The organism is Rhodospirillaceae bacterium (assembly GCA_016712715.1).
Classification (GTDB): Bacteria; Pseudomonadota; Alphaproteobacteria; order Dongiales; family Dongiaceae; genus Dongia.
The window spans coordinates 1,375,921-1,393,722 of sequence record JADJQM010000002.1; the positions used below are offsets into that span (position 1 = coordinate 1,375,921).

Consider the following 17,802-nt stretch of genomic DNA (forward strand, 5'->3'; position numbering starts at 1 on the left):
ATAAATCGTAAATTACGCGTGAAACGCGTTAACAATTATGACCCGCGCCTGTGATCCACGCCGACGACCCGTGCCTGGCGCGGACTCAGATCGGCAGCAGGACCCGCGCGGTCAGCCCGACCACTTTGCCGTCGCTGTTTGTACGGTTGTACAATTCCACGTCGCCGCCTTGCGCCAGGATCGCATTGCGGGCGATGGCGAGGCCCAGCCCGCTGCCACCGGACATCCGGTTGCGTGATGGCTCAAGGCGGTAGAAGGGCCGGAATACCCGCTCCATCTCGTCCTGCGGAATGCCGGGGCCGCGATCGTCGATGCGGATCTCGAAGCGCGGCGCGCCCCTTTCATCCTGGCCACGTGAAAGGGTCACCACCGCCTCGCCGCCATAATTGACGGCATTGTCGATGAGGTTGGCGATGGCGCGCTTCAGCGCCAGGGGCTGTACTGCGATCTCCCACGGCCCCTGGCCGGCGATGCCAAGGCGCATGGCCGGCTGATGCTCGCCGGCCTCCTTCACCAGGGCGCGCAGATCAATCTGCTGCCGGGGCTCCGGATTGCCCTCCTCGCGGGCGAAAGCGAGGGTGGAACCGATCATCGCCTCCATCTCGTCGAGATCCTTGATCAGCTTCTGCCGGGTCTCGACATCCTCCATCAGCTCGGCGCGCAGGCGCAGGCGCGTGATGGGCGTTTTGAGATCATGCGAGATGGCGGCGATCATCTGCAGCCGGTCTTCGATCAGGCGGCCGATGCGCGCCTGCATCCGGTTGAAGGCGCTGGCGGCGCGCCGCACCTCACCGACGCCGGTCTCGGGCAAGGGCTGCGCCGTGCCGGAACGACCCAGCGCCTCGGCGGCCCGCGTCAACCGTTCCAGCGGGCGCATCAGGCGCAGCAGCGCATAAAGACAGAGGCCCAGCACTGCGACGACCGATCCCAATGTGAGGCCGAGAAGTTGCGGCGAGGCCCAGGGCAGGCTCGCCACCATGCGGAACTCGAAATTGAGCCAGGTGCCGTCGACAAGGCCGATAGCAACGCGCACCGGTACCAGATCCGCCGCCCGTTCCTTGCCGCTGGGTTCGGCACTCCCCACCCTGATCTCCCGCCAGGCGGCACCTTGCAGGCGTTCGGCGAGGGCCGCTGCCAGCGGTGCCAGTTCGCGCGCGGTGGCGGCATCGGCGACCAGCGGCCGGTCGGAAACGCCGGCATTGAGCGAGGGGCCGCTCATGGCATCCGCCACCCCCCGGCGCAGCACCGGGGCGGTATGATCGAGGAATACGGCAAGGGCCGCGATCCGTTCCGCCGCGCGCTGGTCCTCGAGATGCAGCAGCACCTCGTTGCGGTTGAGGTTGTGGAGCAGGACGGTGACGGCCTGGCTCGCCAGGACACCCGTGACCAGGATCAGCAGCAGCCAGGCAAGAATGCTGTCGGGGAAGAAGCGGCGCTTCATGCGGACTCGGTTTCCCGCGTCACCTTGGCTGCGAACATGTAGCCGCCGCCGCGCACGGTGGTGATGAATTTGGGCTGCGCCGGATCAGGCTCGATCTTGCTCCGCAGGCGCCCGATCTGCACGTCGATGCTGCGGTCGAAGGGCTGCGCCATGCGCCCCTTGGTCAGATCGAGCAACTGGTCGCGGGAGAGCACGCGCTGCGGCCGTTCCGCCAGCGCCACCAGCAAGTCGAACTCCCCGGTCGACAACTCCACCTCGCCCAGCGGTCCCTGAACGCGCCGGCTGGAGAGATCGATGCGGTAGGCGTCGAACGCCAGTACCTGGCTCGCTGCCTCGGCGGCGCCCGCCTCCAGCCCGCCCCGGCGCAGCACGGCGCGGATGCGCGCCAGCAATTCGCGCGGGCTGAAAGGCTTCGCCAGATAATCGTCGGCCCCCATCTCCAGGCCGATGATGCGATCGGTTTCCTCGGCCGCCGCCGTCAGCATGATGATCGGCAGGCGGGCAAGCTGGCTGTTTTTCTCGGCGCGAAGCTGGGCGCAAAGCTGCAGCCCGGTCTCGCTCGGCATCATGACGTCGAGCACGATCAGATCGACCCTGGCATCGCCCAACTGGCGGCGCATGTCTCGGCCGTCCGCGGCCGTTGAGCAGCGCAGGCCGTGCTTTTCCAGGAAGCGCTGCAGCAGGTCACGGATCTCGCGATCATCGTCGACAATCAGGATATGCGGTGTCTTTTCGCTCATGAACCCAGTGATATCCGGCAGGGCGGACCCGCCGCCAGCCAATTTGGTAACGTTCTGTAACAACGCGGGCCCCGGTCGCAATCCGTTGCCAAATAGCATGTGGCCGGACATGGCGCTGTGACAGGCCTGGAACAATATCCCTTCCCAGGACGGCGCCTCACGACCACGGAAGCCCGGGGCGCCGGCAAAATGGAGAGATAGATGACCGCACCCGTTTCTGCAAACACAGTTCCAACCCCCGAGGCCCGGCGCAGTCGCCTGTTCGTGACCGTGGGGCGCGCCGCCTTGTTCATGGGGGCGCTCGCCTTCGTGCCGCCGGCGCTCAGCCTCGCCCATGTCGCCGAGGCACAGGCTGATCAGACGGCCGTTGAGCAGGCCAGGCCCGCAAGCTTCGCCGATCTGGCCGCCAAGGTGTCGCCGGCGGTGGTCAACATCTCGTCCGCGCGCAAGGTCGCCGACCAGGACAGGCCGCAATTGCCGCAATTTCCCAAGGGCTCGCCTTTCGAGGAATTCTTCAAGCAGTTCGAGCAACAACAGGGCGGCGGCCATCAGCCGATGCGGAAAGCCATGTCGCTGGGTTCCGGCTTCGTCATCGACCCCAGCGGCTATGTCGTCACCAACAATCATGTGGTCGAGGAGTCGACCGACATCACCGTGACCTTGGCCGACGGTACCGAATATCCGGCCAAGCTCATCGGTACCGATCCCAAGACCGATCTTGCCTTGCTCAAGGTCGAACCGAAGACGCCGCTGCCCTTCGTCCCCTGGGGCGATTCCGACAAGGCGCGCGTCGGCGACTGGGTGATGGCGGTCGGCAATCCGTTCGGCCTCGGCGGCTCGGTCACCACCGGCATCGTATCGGCCAGAAGCCGCGACATCCATGAAGGCCCGTTCGACGATTTCCTGCAGATCGACGCCGCCATCAACCAGGGCAATTCCGGCGGCCCGACCTTCGACATGAACGGCCATGTGGTCGGCATCAACACGGCGATCTTCTCGCCCTCCGGTGGTTCGGTCGGCATCGGTTTCGCCATTCCCAGCAATCTGGCGAAGACCGTGGTCGCTGAATTGCGCGAGAAGGGCTCGATCGAACGCGGCTGGCTCGGCGTCGAGATCCAGCAGGTGACGCCGGATCTGGCCAAGGGTGTCGGCCTTGATGAACCCAAGGGCGCCATCATCGCCAACATCGATCCGGACTCGCCCGCGGGCAAGGCCGACCTCAAACCCGGCGACGTGGTGCTTGCCTTCAACGGCACCAAGGTCTTGGAGATGCGCGACCTGCCGCGTCTGGTGGCCAGCGCCGATCCCGACTCGACGGCCACCCTCGACATCCTGCGCGATGGCCGCGAGAAGGAAATCAGCGTCAAGATCGGCAAACTTAAGAACGAGGCCGTCGCCAGCAACGACGCCCAGTCAGGCGACGGGTCGGAAAGCGCCATCCTCGGCGCCCGCCTCGCGGCCCTCACCCCGGAATCGCGCCAGACCCTTGGCCTTGATGCCGATGCGAAAGGCGTCGTCATCGTCGACCTAGCGGATGACTCACCGCTGGTCGATCAGGGCCTGAAGGTGGGCGACGTGATCGAGCGCGTCGGCAATGCCGAGGTGAGCGACCCCGCCGAAATCACGCGCCTTGCCGAAGCGGCGCAGAAAAGCGACCGGCCGATCCTCGTCATGCTGGTCAACCGCGACGGCCGCGACCAGTTCATCGCCGTCAATCTTAAGCAAGCTTGATGCGCTAAAGACCAGACAAGGCCGGGCGTCGTCACCGCCCCTGTCCCCGCGGGAGCAACCTCCCGCAGCGGCGCCCGGTCAGGCCGAATTCGAACCCCATCCCCCTCGGATTCGGCCACCCCCTTTCCTCCCTGTCGCCAACTCTCCCGGGCTGCTACATGCTGTAGCAGCCTGTTTTCCTGGGTCCCGTGCTAGGTTGCAGAGGTTGGAATGTGGCGCGAGAGGGATGCTTGGCCAAGCTCGAGATCTTCTACAACAGCGCCTGCCCGGTCTGCGCCGCCGGCATCAACAGCCAGCGCCAGCGCATGGCCCAGGACATGACGGCCTGGAAGGACATCGCAACAGACGAAAATCTGGTGTGCGAGATCGGCGCCGCCCTCGACACGGTGCGCCACAGCCTCCATGTGCGCGATGAGACCGGTACGATTTTCGTCGGCGCCGATGCGATTGCCCGGCTGATGCTGGAGACCCCGGGCCAGCGATGGCTCGGCCGCCTGATGATGTGGCCACCCTTCCGGCCGGTATCGCGCTTTCTCTACGACCGCTTTGCCGATCAACTGTTCGCCTGGAACAAGCGGCACGGGCGTTGGTGAGCGCCAATAAAAAAACGCGGGAGTGTTGCTCCCGCGCTTTTCAAGAACCGATGAACCGAACGCTCAGGCGCCCACTTCCTTCAGATAGTCTTCGCGCATCTGCCGTGTGATCGGGCCGACCTTGAACTTGTATTCGCTGATCTCGCCCACCGGCGTCACCTCGGCGGCGGAGCCGACCAGGAAGACTTCATCGGTCTTGGCCAGTTCCTCGGGCTGGATCGCGCGCTCGACCACTTTGAGCTGGCGGCGCTGGGCAAGCTCGATCACGGTCTGGCGAGTGAGGCCGTTGAGGAAGCAATCGGGCTTGGGCGTATGCAGCTCACCATTCTGCACCAGGAACACATTGGCGCCGGTGGCTTCGGCGAGCAGGCCGCGATAATCCAGCATCATCGCGTCCTGATAGCCGTCACGCTCGGCCTCATGCTTCGAGATCGTGCAGATCTGATAAAGGCCGGAGGCCTTGGCGGCGACGGGGGCCGTGTCCGGCGCCGGGCGCTTGTACTTCGCCCATTTGAGGCGGATGCCGTTGGCCAGCAGCTCCGGCGAGAAGTAGGACGGCCATTCCCAGGCGGCGATGGCGAGGTGGATGGTATTCTTCTGGGCTGAGACGCCCATCATCTCGCTGCCGCGCCAGGCAATCGCGCGGACATAGCAGTTCTGGTAGCCGGTGCGCTTCACCAGTTCGGTCTTGGCGGCCTCGATCGCGTCGACCGAGAAGGGGATGGTATAACCGACGATCTCGGCCGATTTATGGAGGCGCTCGGTATGGGCGCGCGATTTGAAGACCTTGCCGTTATAGGACCGTTCGCCTTCGAACACGGCTGATGCATAATGGAGGGCGTGGGTCAGGACATGCAGCTTCGCTTCCCGCCAGGGAATGAACTTGCCGTCCATCCAGATTTCGCCGTCACGGTCATCAAAAGGCACTAAACTCATGAATTCCTCCATTTGGCTTCCTGTCGGGTTATAAAGGAACCCGGAATGAGCTGGTTTTAAAATATTCGGTTAGATAAGTCAACATGGCTGACATAAAAAATGCCTGATTTGAAATCCACGCCTAACCCTTTGTTCCTGCGGGACGATGAGCTTCGCCAGGGAATCGAGCTGCTGTTTTTCGGCTACCGCGATTTTACCGCCCGGGCCGACCAGACCCTGGCCGCCTATGATTTTGGGCGCGCCCATCACCGCGTCATCTATTTCGTCGGCCGCAATCCGGGCATGACCGTCTCCGATCTCCTCGACATCCTGAAGATCACCAAGCAAAGCCTGTCCCGCGTGCTCTCGCAGCTGGTGCGCGAGGGCTTCATCGTGCAGCGCCCCGGTACCACCGACCGCCGCCAGCGCCTGCTCAGCCTGACCGACAAGGGTGCCGAGCTCGAACGACGCCTGACAGAAGACCAGCGCGCCCTCGTCGCCCGCGCCTACAAGGCCGCCGGCGCCGAAGCGGTCGAGGGCTTCAAGAAGGTGCTCCTGGGCTTGGTCAACGAGGAGGACCGCATCCGCTTCCGCGCCACCAACACAGCCCTGCCCGGTCAGTCCGGACCCTCTGGATCGACTCCATCCGGGTCGAATTCCGGTGGTAGCCAGTCGGGTGGCGGCAGTTCGGGCGGCCCTGGTTCGCGCTGATAGATGGCGGGGCAAGCTCATATCCTGGTCGTCGATGACGACAAGCGGTTGCGCGACCTCATCGCGCGCTATCTCGGCGAACAGGGTTTCCGCGTGACGGTGGCGACCGACGCCGCCGAGGCACGGGCGAAATTGAAGAGCATCGCCTTCGACCTCCTGGTGCTCGACATCATGATGCCGGGCGAAAGCGGCCTCGACCTCACCCGCGCCCTGCGCCACGACAGTGCTGTGCCCATCCTGCTGCTGACCGCGATGGGCGAGGTGCAGGATCGCATCAACGGCCTGGAGACCGGCGCCGACGATTATCTCGGCAAGCCCTTCGAACCCAAGGAACTGGTGCTGCGCATCAACGCCATCCTCAAGCGCGCGCAGCCCCGTGCGGCCGTCCCGGCCCCTGCCGCCGGCACGGTGCGCTTCGGCGCCTTCGCTTTCGAGATTGACCGCCGCCGGCTCTACAAGGGCGGAGAAATCGTGCATCTGACGGAAGGCGAGGGCGACCTTCTGCTCCTTCTTGCCCGCCGCGCCGGCCAACCGGTCAGCCGCGACGAATTGTCGATGCGCGCCGCCGCGACCGAAGGCGAGGATCTGGCGCCTGAGGCGGGCGATGCCACGGTCATCGAACTCGGCGTCTCGCGCCTCATCGATGTGCAGATGACCAGGCTCCGGCGCAAGATCGAGGACGATCCGCGCTTCCCGCGCTATCTCCAGACCGTGCGCGGCATCGGCTATGTCCTGCGGCCGGACTGATCACGCATGAACACGGGCATGCAGGAATGGCTGGTGGCGGTCGAGCGCATGTTGCCGCGTTCGCTGCTCGGCCGCTCGATCCTCATCATCGTGACGCCCATCGTGCTGCTCCAGGTGATCTCGGCCTGGGTGTTCTATGACAGCCATTGGAACACGGTCACCAAGCGCCTTGCGCAATCGGTGGCGGGCGAGATCGGCGCGGTGACGCGCCTCATGCCGCGCGCCGGCACGGCTCCCTCGGACAGCGAAGTCGCCATCAACGCCTTGTTCGCGACGGCGCGCGACGATCTGGAGCTCGATCTCGACTTCAAGCCGGGCGAAATCCTGCCCAACGATCCCACCATCATGCGCCAGAATCTCGTCGACCGGCAATTGGCCAAGGCGCTTGAGGATCGCGTCCAGCGCCCCTTCATCATCGACAGCCGCAGCCTCGAGAAATACATCGAGATCCATGTGCAGCTGGCTGATGGCGTGCTTCATGTGGTCGTGCTGCGGCGCCGCCTGTTCAGCTCCACGACCTATGTCTTCCTGCTGTGGATGGTCGGCACCTCGCTGGCCCTGCTCGCGGTCGCCACCTTGTTCATGCGCAACCAGGTGAAGCCGATCAAGCGCCTGGCCCAGGCCGCCGACGATTTCGGCAAGGGACGCGAGGTCGAGGATTTCCGCGCGGAGGGAGCGACCGAAGTGGCGCTCGCTGGCCAGGCCTTCAACCAGATGCGCAATCGCATCCGCCGCCAGATCGGCCAGCGCACGGAAATGCTGGCCGGGGTCAGCCACGATCTTCGGACCCCGCTCACGCGCATGAAGCTGCAGCTCGCCATGATGGGCGATGGCGGGGATATCGGCGACCTCAAGAAAGACGTCGCCGACATGGAGCGCATGATCGGCGCCTATCTCGCCTTCGCGCGCGGCGAGGGCATGGAACAGCCGGCGCCGACCGACCTTGCCGAACTGGTGGTCGACGTGGTGGGCGATGCACGCCGCCAGGGCGCCACGATCGATCTCACCCTGCCTGAGCGAAGCGTGGTGGTGCCGCTGCGCCGCGACGCCTTTCGCCGCGCTCTCGACAACGTCATCGGCAATGCCCATCGCTATGCCGGCACCATCGCCGTCACCATGGCGCTGCGCCCGCGCCATGCCGAGGTGATGGTCGACGATGACGGTCCCGGCATCCCGGCCGACGCGCGCGAGGATGTGTTCAAGCCGTTCTTCCGCCTTGAGCAATCGCGCAACCAGGCGACCGGCGGCACCGGATTGGGCCTCACCATCGCCCGCGACATCATCCGCGGCCATGGCGGCGACCTCGTCCTCTCGGATGCACCGGGTGGTGGCCTCCGCGCGGTGTTGCGGCTGCCGCTCTGACGCGCGTTTTAGCGAAAAGTTAGGGTTCCGTTAGCGGGAAATTAGCGTGTGCGGCGGGTGCCGCGGGATCATGGTTGCGCCGATCCGCAACCCACCCCGAGGTGAGATTCATGACCGCCCATTCGCATGCCTTCCCGATTGTGCCCAACTACCAGCCGCGCAAGCTCGCAGCCAGCGCACCGTCCCCAGATTTCATCGCCGGCATGGCCGCCAATGACCTGGCTCCGCAGCGCCGCGAGATTTACCATCTCGTCCACAAGGGCCTGCGCGCGGCGATGAGCGACGCGCTGGCGCGCCTCGGCCGGGTCGATCTCGACGCACCCGACGCGACGCTGGATGCCGTGGCTGACCTCTTGCAGCTTTGTGCCGAGCATCTCGCCCATGAAAACGCCTTCCTGCACACGGCCATGGAGCGCGTTGTGCCGGGTTCGGCGCAACGCTGCGCCGAGGATCATCTTCATCATGAGAAGAGCATCCGCGAACTGGAGGCGCGCCTCAAGGCTGCGCGCGAGACGCCGATGCCGGCCCGCGAGCGTGCCTTGAAAGTGCTCTACCGGCTGCTCGCCGCTTTCGTCGCCGAGAATTTCCAGCATATGGAAATCGAGGAAAGCACAAACACGGCGCTGCTCTGGGCCCATTACACGGACCAGGATCTGCTCGCGATCGAGCAGCAGATCCATGCCCATATCAAGCCGGAACGCATGCTGACCTGGTTGCGCTGGATCCTGCCCAGCGTCACCCGTCAGCAGCGCGCCACCATGATGCGCGGCATGCAGGCCGGCATGCCGCCGGAACTCTTCGGCGCCATCCTCGACATGGTGAAGCCGCATCTCAGCGACCTGGAGCGGACTGCCCTGGTGGCCGACCTCGCCTGATCGACCCGCGCCGGCTTCTAGGGTTCGATCAATTGCACGGGGCGGCTGAGATTGAGCCGGAAGCGGCCGCGGCCCGCCTTGTCGAGCGCCAGCACCTGGCTGCGCTCGGCAAGGCGGCGGCGCAGCAGGATGAGTCGTGCCTCGAGATTCTCCGAGAACTCCGGCAGCCGGATCTGCGGTGCGAGGCGCAGTTCCTTGTTGCTGAACTCGACGCGCCCCGAGCGCGCATGTTCCGAGAGCAGGAACCACAGGATGGCCCCCGCCACACCCTTGATGACATATTCATCGTCGATGAAGACGCTGTCGTCGGCCGGATAGTGGCGTACCAGCAATGGTGTCCCTGATTCGGTCGAGGTCGCGAGATCGTCGGCTGTCACATTGTCATCGGCCTCGGCCGCCATCTGCCGCATCGCCGCCGCGGCTTCCGCCGCCAGGATCATCAGCGCATCTTCCTCGTCATAGCCGAAGCGTCCGGCCTCCGGGCTTTCCGCATAGATGATGCCGAGGAGCAGCGTGCCGTCGAGGATCGGTACGGCGATCTGGCTGCCGCTGTCGGGCAGGCCCGGCAGGGGAATTTCGGTCTCCAGCTGCGCCGCCATCGGACTCGCGCGCAGCGCATCGCGGATGGCGCGGCCATAAAGATAGTCGCGCGTCGCATGGGTGATGCGGATGGGTGTGCGCTCGCGCGCCGCGACGCCGATGACGCCTTGCCCCGGCAGGATCTCGGCGCCCACACCGGATTCCGGATAGCCTTGGCTGGCCACGGTATAAAGCCTGTCACAGGCATCGTCGGCCATCAGCAGCATGACATGGGGCAGGCGGAACTCGCTGCGCAAAGCCGCCAGCAGGCTGGCCACCAGCCCATCGAGATCGCGCGCCGCGCGCAGCTTCGGCAGCGTCTGGCGCAAGGCGGCCAGCAGCGGTGCATGGGGCGGTGGCAAGGGCAGCAGGTCACCGCGCACGATTTCAGCTCCGTTGACGTGATAGATATCGGCCCCCAAAAGATGAAAGATGCCGGACATGCCTTCATGCGACGCGATGCCGGCGAGTTTGGCGCGCATGGTTTCGAACAGGGGCCCGGCGAGCTCGGTGCGCAGATAGGTGAGCTGCAGCCGGTACTGGGCACAGGTGTTGGGATGCTTCAGCAGTACGGTCGCATGCGGGTTGGCGAGGATGTTGGCGCGCGTCTTGCTGAAGAACTGATACGAAATGGCGACATGATCGGTATCGACGTAATGCACGTCGGAAATCACGCTGACATTGGGAATGCCCTGCGCATCGCAGGTCGCGATCTCCGAGGGGATGGCGCCTTCCAGCGCCGCGCGCAGGGCGGTGAGCGAGACGGCACTCATGCCGCGCCCGCCTTGTCGTCATGGGAGTGATCGAGTTTGGCACCCTTGCCGAGCTTGTCGCCGGCACCCGGTCCCGGCGTCTGCCGGAACACATCGCGGGGGGCGAATTCGATGGTCACGAAATCGGCCTTGGCCGGCACGCTGAAATAGCCATGGGCGAGCGCGCTCGGATAGCCGAGCGCCAACAACTCATCGGCGGTGATGCGGCCATGGGCAAGGCGCTGCTGCACATCGGCCGTATCGAACGGCACGATGCGCGCATCCTGTCCCTTGATCTGCACCGAGCGGAAGCTGCGCACATCGCTATAGACCGTGGCCACCTCGCCATTGGCATTGATGTCGGCCAGCAATTGCCGCGTCTCCTCGCGCAGCACGAAGACGCGAATGAGCTTGCCGCCCTCTAACGTGCGACAGCCATAGGCATGGGCGACGCTGGGGCATAGCTCGGCATTGCGGCCGGCGACGGAGATGGCAACGGGCCCGGCCAGCAAGGCCAGGACGACGGGGTCGAGCGACATGATTGTGGGACCGGATGTTCCTGTGCCTGAAAAGATAGGCGCAGGGTTGAATACCGTCCAGTGCGCGCTGTCACGCATCAACGACTATGGCGTGAACCTATTTCGGGATACCGAATCTGGCTCTATGGCCGCGGCGCGCCTGCCCCCATTTCCGGCCCATTTCCGGCGATCTATTCCTGGGCCACCAGGTCCAGCATCTGCCGGGCGGTGCGCCGGATATGCTGTTCCTTGAGTGGCTCATGCAGCAGGCGGTTGACCGCCGAGGCCAGCAGGGGCGCCAGCGCCGGATGCCGGCCGCCAAGATTTTCCGCCGCGCACAAGGTCTTGATGCAATGGGCTGAGATGATGAAACGGGCCTGCCCATGGTCGAACAGGTTCGCGCGTTCCAGCGCAAAGAACGCCGCCGGGTCCGTGACTGTGAAGCCCGTCACATCCTGGTCCGCATCGACATGGCCGGCATTGCGGCCGATGAAGCAGGCAAGCTGCAGCTGAATGGATGGCCACAGTTCCGGCGACAGGGCTGCCGCCACGGCGCCGGCATCGGCGAAGGTGAGCGCGTGGGTGAGGTCGAGGCGGCTCGCGGTCCCGGCCAGTGACAGATCGATCCGGCGGAACTTCGCCTCATCCATGTGCAGCAATTGCCACGCCGCCGTCTCGATGAGGATCGGCCAGATCAATTGGCAGCCGGCCAGCGCCGACCAGCCACGCACCGTCGTCATCGCCGATTTGGCGGAGGTCTTGCGGAACGCCGCCGCGGTGAAGATCTCGGCCGGCCGGTCAGCCCCGCCCCAGGCTTTGAGCTCGGCCCCAAAGCTGCGGAATTCCGGCAGCAGATCTTCGCGCGTGGCGAAACAGAGCGACCGCACAAGCATGGCAAGGAGCGGTTCGGCCACCTCCATGCCCAGCATCTCCATGAGGTCGACCGATTTCATGGCATAGATGAGCGCATGGCCGAAATCGGCATAATGCGCCAGCGCCACCTTCGCCAGCACGCGCCGCCAGTCATCGGGCGACAACGGAACTGCCAGCCCACCACGCATCAACCGCATGGCCACGGCCTCATCCTGCGCCTCGATGGCGGTGGCAAAGCGTGTTGAATCCCAGGCGCTCACACCTTCGGCAAAGGGATAGGTGTTGCGGTCACGCGCATCGTCGCTGAGATGGCCAAGGATTTCCCCATAGGCGATCAGCGCATCCTCGGTCCCGGCATTGCGGGCCAGCATCAACCAGTCGGGTGCCGCGCCGATGGCATGGGTGGTGCCGAACTCCAGCCGGTCATGGGCCCAGTGGATGGCATGACGGATGCCGTCGAGCGGATCGAGACCGACCCGCAGGAGGCGCGCCATCTCGCGCACCTGGCGCTGCCGGTCGTCGTCATGGAGGGCGCGCGCCAATCCCAGGAGGATGCCGGCGCGCCGCTCGGCTTTGTTGTCAGGCACGATCTCGATGAGGATGCGGTCATTCTCCCGGCGGATGGGAAAGCGCCTGAGCTTGTCGCCCCCCACCAGCGTCAGCCCGCTCGTGAGATCAAACTTCCAATTGTGCCAATTGCAGGTGAGGACGCAGCCATCGCCGTCAAGCGTGCCCTCGCGCAGCGGATAGCCTTCATGGGGGCAGCGGTTGACGCAGGCAAACAGGCCAGCCTGCGTGCTCAGGAGCAGGATCTGCCGCCCCTCATGCCGCACCACCAGCTTGCGGCTTTTGTCGAGCTCAGGTGCCGCCGCAACATCAATCCAGGCCATGCCGCTTTCCTCCCATGGGAGGAGCATGGTCGCGCCGTATATTAGAAAAGTAAATACTTGTTAAAGCTAGTAGAGCCGGCCGCCATTGGGGATGCCGAGAGTGGGAGAGATCAGCACCACCTCGCCGTTCTCGTCGGGAAAGCCCAGCACCAGCACCTCGGACATGAACTTGCCGATCTGCTTCTTCGGGAAATTGACCACCGCCGCCACCTGGCGCCCGACCAGTTCGTCGAGCCGGTAGCGTGCCGTGATCTGCGCCGAGGAGCGCTTCTCCCCGATCTCCGGCCCGAAATCGACCGTGAGCTTGTAGGCCGGCCGGCGTGCTTCGGGGTAAGGCTCGGCGGCGACGATGGTGCCCACCCGCACATCCACCTTGCGGAAATCGTCATATGAAATCTCTGCGGCGACCGGTTCGGCTGTGGCGGACATGCGGATCAACTCATTCCCTGGTTTCTGCTGCCGCGATGTAAGCGGGGAATCGTTGTGGCGCAAGCTGTCGCGGATCGCGTCCAACACGCCTGCCATCACATCGGCCGAACCCAGATGCGCACCAAGCGTCGTCGCCGCCTCGAGCCGCCACTTCCGGCCTGGCATGAAAGAGTCCTCGAAATCGGCCAGCGCCGCGAACGGCGTTGCAACATCGCCCGTCACCAGCAGGCAGGCATGGGCGAGGACTGCCTGGCCGCCATCCAGGGCACGCCGCCGGCGCTGGGCAAGGCCCGCGATCTTGCGGCCCTTGATGCTGAGGTCATAGCGGCCTGGACAGAAGGCGTCGGCGATCTCGCCCACCTCGGCCACCAGATCCAGCCGCGTCAGCGCACCGGTCAACACCTGTGCGAGATGCCGATAGCCGTCATCGAGCGACCAGGGCCACTGGGCCGGCAAATGATAGGCCAGCGCCAGATTGAGCATGCCGGGAAACTGCGGCACCGGGGCACCGCCGGTGGCTCGGACAATGACCGGCCAACCCCGCGCAGCGGACCGGACGGTTGCTTCCGCAAAGCCGGGGAGGGCTGCAATGCGCGACGGCACGGCAAGGCACGCAGCCGTCTGCCACAGCCGCGCCCGCGCGGTGGCACCCGCACTGACCTCATCGAGCAGCCGCGCATCCCCCTCGATATCGCCGTCGAATGCCGTCTCGATCTGCCAGATAGGCGCAGTCCTCAGCCGATCGCGGCGATGATGGCGCCGCGCTTGAAGGGTGTTTCCGCCGGAATGCGGATCTGCAGCATACCATCAGCGGGCGCCGTCACGTCATAGCTGGTTTTCTCGACCATCACCTCGGCGATGAGGTCGCCCGTGCGCACCGTATCCCCCTCGGCGAATAGCCAGGCGGAGACGGCCCCTTCAACATCCCCTTCCCAGAGGTCGGGGGGAATCACCACCGGAATCATCGACCGCCCCGCAACAAGGCCGTGACCGCCGCCACGATCTTCTCGGCGCTGGGCAAAGCCGGTCGTTCCAGGGTCGGGCTGAAGGGAATGGGAATGTCTGGAAAGGCAATGCGCCTGGGTGGCGATTTGAGAACCGTGCCGGCTTCCACCACCGAGGCGATGATCTCGCCCGAGACGCCATAACTCATGTAATCCTCATCGACCACCAGCAGCCGCCCGGTCTTCGTGACCGATGCGCAGACTGTGGCGCGGTCGAGCGGCACCAGCGAGCGAAGATCGACTACCTCCGCCTCGATCCCGGCGGCAATGAGTTCCTGCGCGGCATCAAGCGCCAGATGCACGGTGGCGCCGAGGCCGACGATGGTGACATCCTTGCCCGCGCGCGCGATCGCCGCCTGGCCGAACGGCACCACATAATCATCCTCCGGCACATCGTTGATGCTGCCCTGCACGGTGCCGAGCCAACCCATGCCTTGGAGCGCCTTGTGGAACATGAAGATGACCGGGTTGTTGTCGCGGATGGCGCCGAGCATCAGCCCCTTGGCGTCATAGGCATTGCTCGGCACCACCACCTTCATGCCGGGCAAATGCGCGAAGGTGCCATAGAGGCATTGGCTGTGCTGCCCGGCATCGCCATAGCCGCCGCCGACCGAGGTCATCAGCACCATCGGGACATTGGCCTGCCCGCCCGAGAAATAGCAGTTCTTGGCAGCCATGTTGTAGATCGCATCCATGCACACGCCGAAGAAATCGACGAACATCAGTTCCACCACCGGCCGCATGCCGACCGCCGCCATGCCGACGGCGGCCCCGATGAAGGCCGTCTCCGAAATAGGCGTGTCGCGGATGCGCGCCGGGCCGAATTCCTCGAGGAGCCCGCGCGTATTGCCGAAGACACCGCCCAAAGCGGCGATATCCTCGCCCATCACCAGCACCGAGGGATCGCGCCGCATCTCCTGCGCCAGTGCCTCCGCCATTGCCTTCGCGATGGTGAGGTTGCGCTTGGCGCGGTTCTCTCGAATGGTCGCTGTCGCAGTCATCAGATGTACTCCGGATCAGGCGAAGACATGGTCGAAGGCTTCGGCGGCAGCGGGGAAGGGTGCGGCGCGCGCCCTGGCTATGGCCTGCTCGACTGCGCTCTCGGCCCGCTTGACGAGCACGAGATCATCCGCCTCGCTCATCATCTTCTCGCCCAGCAGTTTTCCACGCAAAGCCGGGATGGGATCGCGCGCGAACAGCGCATCCTTCTCACCTGCCGGGCGATAGCCTTCGGCATCACCGATGAAATGACCGGCCAGACGTGACGTCTCGATCTCGATGAGGCTGGGGCCGCCCCCGGCACGCGCCCGGGCGATGGCCTCGCCAGCAGCGGCGAAGATGGCGGCCGGATCATTGCCGGTGACTCGGTGCCCCGGCATGCCATAGCTGGCTGCGCGATTGTCATTGTGCGCGACGGCGGTCGACTGCGCTTTCGCAACCGAAATGCCCCAGCCATTGTCCTCGATCACGAACACGACCGGCGCCTGCCAGACGGCGGCGAGGTTCAAGGATTCATGGAAGGCACCCTGGTTGGCCGCCCCCTCGCCGATGAAGGCGACCGCGACGCGCTTCTCGTCGCGCAGTTTGAAGGCGGTGGCAGCCCCCACCGCCGGGCCCATTCCTTGCGCGATGATGCCGGAACAGGCGAAATTGACCCGGGCATCGAAGAGATGCATATGCCCGCCGCGTCCCCCGGACAGGCCGGTCTTCTTGCCGAAGATCTCCGCCGCCATGGCATCGAGATCGACGCCCTTGGCGATGGCGATGTGATGCGGCCGGTGCGTCGCCGTCACGAAATCGGCGGCATCAAGATGCGCGCAGACACCGACCGCGCAGGGCTCCTGCCCGTTCGACAGATGCATCTCGCCCGGGATCGGCCCGTTGGCCATGTTGAAGACCGGCGACTTCCCTTCGAAATAGGCGGTCGCGATGCGCTCTTCGAAAGCACGGCTTTTCACCATGGTCTCGTACATCCAGAGCCATTGCGGCTTGGTTGGAAGCATGGAACTCTCCCGCACGCTGATGAAGAAACTCAGGCAACCCCGGACTCAGGCAACCCCGGGCTCAGGCAACCCCGGACTTAGGCAGCCCCGGACCTAGGCAGCCAGTGCCTGCTTGGCCTGCGCGTCGGCGAAGAACTTCCAATCCAGCATGATCAGGATCGATTTGTCGGGATTGACGAAGGCGACCGGCCCGTGGTTCGAGAACCACAGCACCGTATCTTCGACAAATTCGGTGCGTTCGTGATAGACGCCCAAGGGCTCATAGCCGTAATCGCCGGCATGTGCCACGCCGGCACGGTAATCCATCACGCCCTTGATCATCAGATATTCGCCGGCGCCGTAATGGAAATGCGGGGCGAAGGATGATCCTTTGTCGCATTTGAACAGCACCGTCCAGGTGCCGGTTTCGGCACTGACGCGCAGCACCTTGTAGGAGATGGCGTCGGTGAAGGGGATCCAGGCCATCTTCTCGGTCTGGCACATGATATCGGCGGGATTGCTATCGGCGGGCGCATGGGTTCCCGATTGGCTGTCGGCCATTTTTGTCTCCTCCTGAAGCTCCGGATACTCGTTGAATTGACTGGTCCCGGATTCTGGGGGAAACTATGGGCGCGCAGCTTCCGCGGGTCTTGCCCGACGCTGCCCAATTAATTGCTTCACCGTGCCAGCCAGGTGAGTGCCAGCGATGCAGCTTGATACGCCGACCCATCACAGCAGCGCCCACCTGCCGGGCCCGCGCCAATATGATTGGTGGCGCGAGGCGGTGAGCGAGACACATCTGCCCTGGGATTTGCCGCGCCGCAGCGACGGCAGCTATCGGGCGCGCGTCCGCCAGCAGGCGCTGGGCGTTTCCCAGATCATCCATTGCGTCTGCGATCCTTGCGAAGGCCGCCGCGGCAAGGCCGAGATCGCGCAATTGCAGAACCCGGTCTATGGCATCCTCTACATCCTCAAAGGTCGCGAGAGTCTCAAGCAGGCGGGGCGAGAGACGGTGCTGGAGCAAGGCTCCTTCACCCTCTGGGACAGCACGCGGCCGATCGAATTCGGCCTCCCGCAGGATCTCGAAAAGATCACGCTGCTGCTGCCACAGGATCTCGTAACGGAAACGCTGCCGATGGCGGCCGATCTAATCATGCGGCCGATCAGCGGCCAGCGTGGACCGGGTGCGCTCTTTGCCACCCATCTCCGGGCATTGGCACGCGAAGGCGGCGATCTGATGCCCGCGCGCGCGACACCCGTGCTGCGCGCGACCCTCGATCTCCTCACCGCTGCCATCGCCCCGCAGGAAGGTGATGGCGAGGGCGCCTATCACCGCGCGCTGCGGGCACGCATCCAGGATTTCATCCTGCGCAATCTCGACGATCCCGATCTTGACCCCGACCGAGTAGCAGCCGGCATGGGCATATCCGCCCGGCAACTGCATCGCCTATTCCACGACAGCGGCCTCACGGTCGATCGCTGGATCTGGCGCCAGCGCCTGCAACGCTGCCGCGATGCGCTGCTGACAAGCCCTCAGGCGCGAATCTCCGAGATCGCCTTTACCCACGGCTTCAGCGACGCCGCCCATTTCAGCCGCGCCTTCCGCGACGCCTTCGGCGTCTCGCCCAGGGAGTTCCGGCAGGGGAAATAGGTGGCAATG

The 17,802-nt window shown here is 64.9% G+C and carries 18 protein-coding genes; 7 read left to right on the forward strand and 11 right to left on the reverse strand.

Annotated features, from left to right (window positions below; all coding sequences use genetic code 11):
* Window positions 1–85: 85 nt before the first annotated feature.
* Entirely contained in the window at window positions 86–1,441 is a 1,356-nt protein-coding gene (locus tag IPK59_17595; protein ID MBK8160500.1) for a HAMP domain-containing protein, read from the reverse strand.
* On the reverse strand, window positions 1,438–2,181 hold the full coding sequence (locus IPK59_17600) for a response regulator (GenBank protein MBK8160501.1): 744 nt from the start codon (window positions 2,179–2,181) through the stop codon (window positions 1,438–1,440). The genes IPK59_17595 and IPK59_17600 overlap by 4 nt, the downstream gene beginning before the upstream one ends.
* Before the next feature lie 201 nt (window positions 2,182–2,382).
* Here IPK59_17600 and IPK59_17605 point away from each other — a divergent pair, with 201 nt between their 5' ends.
* Together IPK59_17605 and IPK59_17610 are read left to right on the forward strand one after the other, a co-directional pair.
* Entirely contained in the window at window positions 2,383–3,912 is a 1,530-nt protein-coding gene (locus IPK59_17605) for a DegQ family serine endoprotease (GenBank protein ID MBK8160502.1), read from the forward strand.
* A gap of 230 nt (window positions 3,913–4,142) precedes the next feature.
* A complete protein-coding gene (locus tag IPK59_17610) occupies window positions 4,143–4,505 on the forward strand; it encodes a DUF393 domain-containing protein (GenBank protein ID MBK8160503.1) in 363 nt (120 codons plus the stop codon).
* 63 nt (window positions 4,506–4,568) lie between these two features.
* On the opposite strand, the gene IPK59_17615 is transcribed toward IPK59_17610, so the two are convergent.
* A complete protein-coding gene (locus IPK59_17615) occupies window positions 4,569–5,441 on the reverse strand; it encodes a branched-chain amino acid aminotransferase (GenBank protein MBK8160504.1) in 873 nt (290 codons plus the stop codon).
* 99 nt (window positions 5,442–5,540) lie between these two features.
* Here IPK59_17615 and IPK59_17620 point away from each other — a divergent pair, with 99 nt between their 5' ends.
* From IPK59_17620 to IPK59_17635, 4 genes are all read left to right on the forward strand, one after another.
* The gene (locus IPK59_17620) at window positions 5,541–6,131 is read left to right on the forward strand and encodes a MarR family transcriptional regulator (GenBank protein MBK8160505.1); all 591 of its coding nucleotides are present in this window, start codon (window positions 5,541–5,543) and stop codon (window positions 6,129–6,131) included.
* A gap of 3 nt (window positions 6,132–6,134) precedes the next feature.
* Window positions 6,135–6,878 carry a response regulator gene (locus IPK59_17625; GenBank protein ID MBK8160506.1) on the forward strand — a complete coding sequence of 248 codons (744 nt, stop codon included), beginning with the start codon at window positions 6,135–6,137 and terminating at the stop codon, window positions 6,876–6,878.
* A gap of 18 nt (window positions 6,879–6,896) precedes the next feature.
* On the forward strand, window positions 6,897–8,240 hold the full coding sequence (locus IPK59_17630; GenBank protein MBK8160507.1) for a HAMP domain-containing protein: 1,344 nt from the start codon (window positions 6,897–6,899) through the stop codon (window positions 8,238–8,240).
* Window positions 8,241–8,350: 110 nt separating this feature from the next.
* Window positions 8,351–9,115 (forward strand): hemerythrin domain-containing protein, encoded by a 765-nt coding sequence (locus tag IPK59_17635; GenBank protein MBK8160508.1) that lies wholly within the window; start codon window positions 8,351–8,353, stop codon window positions 9,113–9,115.
* Window positions 9,116–9,132: 17 nt separating this feature from the next.
* On the opposite strand, the gene IPK59_17640 is transcribed toward IPK59_17635, so the two are convergent.
* From IPK59_17640 to IPK59_17675, 8 genes are all read right to left on the reverse strand, one after another.
* Window positions 9,133–10,467, reverse strand: a complete 1,335-nt coding sequence (locus IPK59_17640; protein ID MBK8160509.1) for a GAF domain-containing protein — start codon at window positions 10,465–10,467, stop codon at window positions 9,133–9,135.
* Window positions 10,464–10,985 (reverse strand): hypothetical protein, encoded by a 522-nt coding sequence (locus tag IPK59_17645; GenBank protein MBK8160510.1) that lies wholly within the window; start codon window positions 10,983–10,985, stop codon window positions 10,464–10,466. The genes IPK59_17640 and IPK59_17645 overlap by 4 nt, the downstream gene beginning before the upstream one ends.
* 170 nt (window positions 10,986–11,155) lie before the next feature.
* Window positions 11,156–12,727, reverse strand: coding sequence for a Rieske (2Fe-2S) protein (locus IPK59_17650; GenBank protein ID MBK8160511.1), 1,572 nt, complete (start codon window positions 12,725–12,727; stop codon window positions 11,156–11,158).
* A gap of 66 nt (window positions 12,728–12,793) precedes the next feature.
* A complete protein-coding gene (locus IPK59_17655) occupies window positions 12,794–13,156 on the reverse strand; it encodes a tRNA-binding protein (GenBank protein MBK8160512.1) in 363 nt (120 codons plus the stop codon).
* 734 nt (window positions 13,157–13,890) lie between these two features.
* Window positions 13,891–14,121, reverse strand: coding sequence for a biotin attachment protein (locus IPK59_17660; protein ID MBK8160513.1), 231 nt, complete (start codon window positions 14,119–14,121; stop codon window positions 13,891–13,893).
* On the reverse strand, window positions 14,118–15,161 hold the full coding sequence (locus IPK59_17665) for an alpha-ketoacid dehydrogenase subunit beta (protein MBK8160514.1): 1,044 nt from the start codon (window positions 15,159–15,161) through the stop codon (window positions 14,118–14,120). The genes IPK59_17660 and IPK59_17665 overlap by 4 nt, the downstream gene beginning before the upstream one ends.
* A gap of 15 nt (window positions 15,162–15,176) precedes the next feature.
* Window positions 15,177–16,133 carry a thiamine pyrophosphate-dependent dehydrogenase E1 component subunit alpha gene (locus IPK59_17670; protein MBK8160515.1) on the reverse strand — a complete coding sequence of 319 codons (957 nt, stop codon included), beginning with the start codon at window positions 16,131–16,133 and terminating at the stop codon, window positions 15,177–15,179.
* 123 nt (window positions 16,134–16,256) lie between these two features.
* The gene (locus IPK59_17675) at window positions 16,257–16,703 is read right to left on the reverse strand and encodes a 2,4'-dihydroxyacetophenone dioxygenase family protein (GenBank protein MBK8160516.1); all 447 of its coding nucleotides are present in this window, start codon (window positions 16,701–16,703) and stop codon (window positions 16,257–16,259) included.
* Between the two features lie 145 nt (window positions 16,704–16,848).
* On the opposite strand from IPK59_17675, the gene IPK59_17680 reads away from it, so the two are divergent.
* Window positions 16,849–17,793, forward strand: a complete 945-nt coding sequence (locus IPK59_17680) for a helix-turn-helix domain-containing protein (protein ID MBK8160517.1) — start codon at window positions 16,849–16,851, stop codon at window positions 17,791–17,793.
* The last annotated feature ends 9 nt before the right edge of the window (window positions 17,794–17,802 follow it).

What these genes read in the sequence shown, in the direction of transcription:
- IPK59_17595 (MBK8160500.1), bottom strand. Translation starts at nt 1,441, where the DNA reads ATGAAGCGCCGCTTCTTCCCCGACAGCATTCTTGCCTGGCTGCTGCTG.
- IPK59_17600 (MBK8160501.1), bottom strand. Translation starts at nt 2,181, where the DNA reads ATGAGCGAAAAGACACCGCATATCCTGATTGTCGACGATGATCGCGAG.
- IPK59_17605 (MBK8160502.1), top strand. Translation starts at nt 2,383, where the DNA reads ATGACCGCACCCGTTTCTGCAAACACAGTTCCAACCCCCGAGGCCCGG.
- IPK59_17615 (MBK8160504.1), bottom strand. Translation starts at nt 5,441, where the DNA reads ATGAGTTTAGTGCCTTTTGATGACCGTGACGGCGAAATCTGGATGGAC.
- IPK59_17620 (MBK8160505.1), top strand. Translation starts at nt 5,541, where the DNA reads ATGCCTGATTTGAAATCCACGCCTAACCCTTTGTTCCTGCGGGACGAT.
- IPK59_17625 (MBK8160506.1), top strand. Translation starts at nt 6,135, where the DNA reads ATGGCGGGGCAAGCTCATATCCTGGTCGTCGATGACGACAAGCGGTTG.
- IPK59_17630 (MBK8160507.1), top strand. Translation starts at nt 6,897, where the DNA reads ATGCAGGAATGGCTGGTGGCGGTCGAGCGCATGTTGCCGCGTTCGCTG.
- IPK59_17635 (MBK8160508.1), top strand. Translation starts at nt 8,351, where the DNA reads ATGACCGCCCATTCGCATGCCTTCCCGATTGTGCCCAACTACCAGCCG.
- IPK59_17640 (MBK8160509.1), bottom strand. Translation starts at nt 10,467, where the DNA reads ATGAGTGCCGTCTCGCTCACCGCCCTGCGCGCGGCGCTGGAAGGCGCC.
- IPK59_17645 (MBK8160510.1), bottom strand. Translation starts at nt 10,985, where the DNA reads ATGTCGCTCGACCCCGTCGTCCTGGCCTTGCTGGCCGGGCCCGTTGCC.
- IPK59_17650 (MBK8160511.1), bottom strand. Translation starts at nt 12,727, where the DNA reads ATGGCCTGGATTGATGTTGCGGCGGCACCTGAGCTCGACAAAAGCCGC.
- IPK59_17655 (MBK8160512.1), bottom strand. Translation starts at nt 13,156, where the DNA reads ATGTCCGCCACAGCCGAACCGGTCGCCGCAGAGATTTCATATGACGAT.
- IPK59_17660 (MBK8160513.1), bottom strand. Translation starts at nt 14,121, where the DNA reads ATGATTCCGGTGGTGATTCCCCCCGACCTCTGGGAAGGGGATGTTGAA.
- IPK59_17665 (MBK8160514.1), bottom strand. Translation starts at nt 15,161, where the DNA reads ATGACTGCGACAGCGACCATTCGAGAGAACCGCGCCAAGCGCAACCTC.
- IPK59_17670 (MBK8160515.1), bottom strand. Translation starts at nt 16,133, where the DNA reads ATGTACGAGACCATGGTGAAAAGCCGTGCTTTCGAAGAGCGCATCGCG.
- IPK59_17675 (MBK8160516.1), bottom strand. Translation starts at nt 16,703, where the DNA reads ATGGCCGACAGCCAATCGGGAACCCATGCGCCCGCCGATAGCAATCCC.
- IPK59_17680 (MBK8160517.1), top strand. Translation starts at nt 16,849, where the DNA reads ATGCAGCTTGATACGCCGACCCATCACAGCAGCGCCCACCTGCCGGGC.